General features: G+C 38.8%; 1 protein-coding gene. It reads left to right on the top strand.

The window, feature by feature from the left end; genetic code table 11:
* Positions 1-595, top strand: a 595-nt coding sequence (locus tag GNF10_RS37305) for a GAF domain-containing protein (protein ID WP_185607521.1), incomplete at both ends; no start/stop codon positions are given.

Here is a 595-nt window from a genome sequence, read left to right as displayed (position 1 = left end):
AACAGGGACGATTTTGTGCAATATCAGATATTGAAACCGCAGAAGTTTTAGATTGTCATCGGGTAATTTTGCAACAGTTTAATGTTAGAGCATCATTGGTTGTACCAATTATGCAAGATGACGAACTTTGGGGCTTACTCTGCATTCACCAATGCGATCGCCCACGTCACTGGCAACCTTCTGAGATTGAATTTGCCCAACAAATTGCTGCACAAATGGGAGTTGCACTCCAACAAACCGATCTCCTGCTGGAAACTCGCCAACAATCAACCCAATTAGAAGAAACACTCCAAAATCTCAAAGAAACTCAACTTCAACTAGTACAAAATGAAAAAATGTCTGCGTTGGGAAATCTTGTTGCGGGGGTAGCTCATGAAATGAATAATCCTCTCGGTTTTATTTCTGCTAGCCTTGAACAAAGTAAACCTGTATTTGCAGATATTTTTAAACATCTGAAATTATATCAAGAAAGTCTGCCAAATCCAAAAGAGGAAATTATTGAACACGCTGAAGAAATCGACTTGGAATATAGCTTAGAAGATTTGCCCAAGATGATTGATTCGATGATGATAGCGTGTGACAGGCTGAAAAATAT

This window comes from Nostoc sp. UCD121 (assembly GCF_014222285.1).
Taxonomy (GTDB): Bacteria; Cyanobacteriota; Cyanobacteriia; order Cyanobacteriales; family Nostocaceae; genus Nostoc.
Note: the sequence above shows the minus strand (reverse complement) of the source record. Positions and strands in the feature narration are given on the sequence as shown.